Consider the following 2,818-nt stretch of genomic DNA (forward strand, 5'->3'; position numbering starts at 1 on the left):
CAAATATATCGGCGATTCGATACAGGATATCGACCAACGGACAAATAACGACAAAAAAGACGGCAGATTCCCGTCTGCTATTCCGTATACTTGACCACACTTATGCATGGCTAGCTACTCTCTCATCCAAAAAAGAAAACTTTTAAATTTTTTTCTATAGATTTAGAATTTAATAGTTTAGAAAGGGGCAAGTATGTCTACACTGTTTACCAGAAGGGACGGTGCAAAGACATGAAAAAACAAGCGATTGCCTATTTTCTTTTATTGTTAATTGGTGCACAGCTACTTGTGCAGTTTGGATATATGAAAGCTGATGCGAAAGGGTCTTTAGTGATTCCAAACGAAGCTGTTCGATTACGTATTTTAGCAAATAGTGATTCGGAAAAAGATCAAGCTTTAAAGCGTAAAGTGCGAGATGAAGTAAAAGCGCAAATTGACGGCTGGGTAGCAGATTTGAAATCGTTTGAAGATGCACGTCGTGTCATTCAAAGTCACATCCCTGAAATTGAAAAGACAGTTGAGGAAACATTAAAACGAGAAGGAAGTAAAGAGTCGTTCCAAGTTACATTTGGTAAAAATATTAAATTTCCTACAAAAGTATATGGGAATTTTATTTACCCGGCAGGGGAATATGAAGCAGTACTTATTTCGATTGGTGAAGGTGAAGGCGCAAATTGGTGGTGCGTGTTATTCCCGCCAATGTGTTTCCTGGATTTCTCTAGCGGATCAGCTGTGAAAAAGGAAGAACATGTTGCAAAAGCAGAATCAATTGATGAGGAAGAGTCGCTAGTAGAAATAAAGGCAGAAAAAGAAGTATCGGAAGGACAGGATAAAGAATCTGTATCGAAACAAAAACCAAAAAAAGAGGCAGTTTCAAAAGTGCAGACGACTGTGAAAGAATCAAACGAAAAGGTTGTAAAAGAAAAAGAAGTAAAACAAGAGGAAAAACAAATTGTGGAGAAAACTGAACAACCTGTGGAAAAGAAGCAAAAGATTGAAACAGTAGTAGAAGAGCAAGAAGAACCAGAAGTTAAATTGTTTATTGTAGAAGCATTTTCTTCACTATTTTCTAAATAAGTACTAATTTCAAATCCCTTCTCATATATAGAAATGAGGAGGGATTTACTGTGAGAAAGATTTATTTCGCTACAAAAGATGATGTTGAGAGGTTACATTCTTTTTTCGGACAAGCTAATAAAAAAGATGATAAAATAAATGAGTTATACGGGCAATTTATGATATTGGAAGATAACGGAGAAATCCAAGCTGTCATTGGTTATGAACAAAACGGAGAGAATGCACTTATTCGCTCTTGTTTGTTCACATCTGCTGTGGATAACAAAACTTTCTTATATTTTTTTGAAATGTTTTTGCAGTATATGAAAGAGAAAAGTATTTGCCAAGTGTATTTACTCACAAATCATCCACAATCTGTGACAATATTTCAGTTTTTCAACTTTACACCTGTGGAAAAAGAGCAAGTTCCAAATGATATTCAGCAACTAGAACATTTTTGTGAAAATATAAAACAGCAGAATGTAATAATACTAAATTGTCAGCTATTCACAAAGTTATCCACGGATTAACAAGGTTTATCCACATTTTGTGGATAAACCTTGTTTGTCTTTTGGATAAATGTCATAGTAAACTAACAATAGACAAGTATTTCATGGAAGAAAAGGACGTGTGGAAAAATGCATACAAATATATGGGTTGTGGATAATGTTGTGGAAATAAAAAAAGATTATCCACAATTACAAGAAGCAGCAAGATTATTAAGAGAAAATGAAGCAATTGCTTTCCCAACTGAAACGGTGTACGGACTAGGAGCAAATGCGATGAATGATGAAGCGATTGCGAAAATTTTTGAAGCAAAAGGCAGACCGAGTGACAATCCCCTAATTGTTCACATTGGTGCACGATCACAATTAGGAGAAATTGTTAGAGAAATTACGCCAGTTGCGGAAGAATTAATGAAGCATTTTTGGCCGGGTCCATTAACGATTATTTTACCTAAAAAAGATGGGATTTCAGAGAAGGTTACGGCAGGATTAGATACGGTTGGAGTGAGAATGCCGGATCATCCGGTGGCGCTTGCTCTTATTGAAGCTGCAAACGTACCTGTTGCAGCACCGAGTGCCAATCGTTCTGGGCGTCCAAGTCCAACGCTTGCGCATCACGTATATGAGGATTTAAATGAGAAGATTGCTGGTATTGTTGATGGTGGTGCAACAGGTGTTGGTGTTGAATCGACAGTGGTAGATTGCACAAGTGAAGTGCCTACGATTTTACGCCCAGGCGGTATTACAAAGGAGCAATTAGAAGAAGTGATCGGAATAGTTTCTTTGGATCCTGCGTTAAAGGATGAAAAAGAGAAACCGAAGGCACCGGGAATGAAATATACGCATTATGCGCCGAAAGCACCACTTAGTATCGTTGAAGGATCTCGTGATTTTATTCAACAACTTGTGGATAAAAAGAAAGAAGAAGGATATACGGTCGGTGTATTAACAACAGAAGAATATCAACATGTGTATAAAGCAGATGTTGTGCTATCTTGTGGTGTACGAAGTGATTTAGCGAGCGTTGCGACGAAATTATATGATGTATTACGCACGTTTGATGCAAGTGAAGTAGATGTGATTTTTAGTGAGTCATTTCCGAATGAAGGAATTGGGAATGCCATTATGAACCGTTTAACGAAAGCGGCAGGCCACCATATTATTATTGAAGAGTAGAAAAATCAAAAGCTACTTTTTAGGATGGAAGAGAGGATCCGCCCATACGTAGAAGCGGTTAGTGCCTTTTTTAGCCCCAT

3 protein-coding genes are annotated in these 2,818 nt (G+C 37.3%); all 3 read left to right on the forward strand.

All coding sequences use genetic code 11. The features are described 5' to 3' along the window. The first annotated feature begins 231 nt into the window (after positions 1-231). The 3 genes from spoIIR (at position 232) to CN373_RS23880 (ending at position 2,738) form a co-directional block, all read left to right on the forward strand. The gene (spoIIR, locus tag CN373_RS23870; protein ID WP_098360308.1) at positions 232-1,077 is read left to right on the forward strand and encodes a stage II sporulation protein R; all 846 of its coding nucleotides are present in this window, start codon (positions 232-234) and stop codon (positions 1,075-1,077) included. A gap of 50 nt (positions 1,078-1,127) precedes the next feature. Then, complete coding sequence (locus CN373_RS23875) at positions 1,128-1,586, forward strand: mechanosensitive ion channel protein (RefSeq protein ID WP_098360309.1); 459 nt, start codon at positions 1,128-1,130, stop codon at positions 1,584-1,586. A gap of 108 nt (positions 1,587-1,694) precedes the next feature. Further along, positions 1,695-2,738: an L-threonylcarbamoyladenylate synthase gene (locus CN373_RS23880; protein WP_000557325.1), complete on the forward strand. Its 1,044-nt coding sequence runs from the start codon at positions 1,695-1,697 to the stop codon at positions 2,736-2,738. Positions 2,739-2,818 lie beyond the last annotated feature (80 nt).

The sequence above is a fragment of the Bacillus cereus genome, from assembly GCF_002561295.1.
GTDB classification, from domain to species: domain Bacteria; phylum Bacillota; class Bacilli; order Bacillales; family Bacillaceae_G; genus Bacillus_A; species Bacillus_A cereus_S.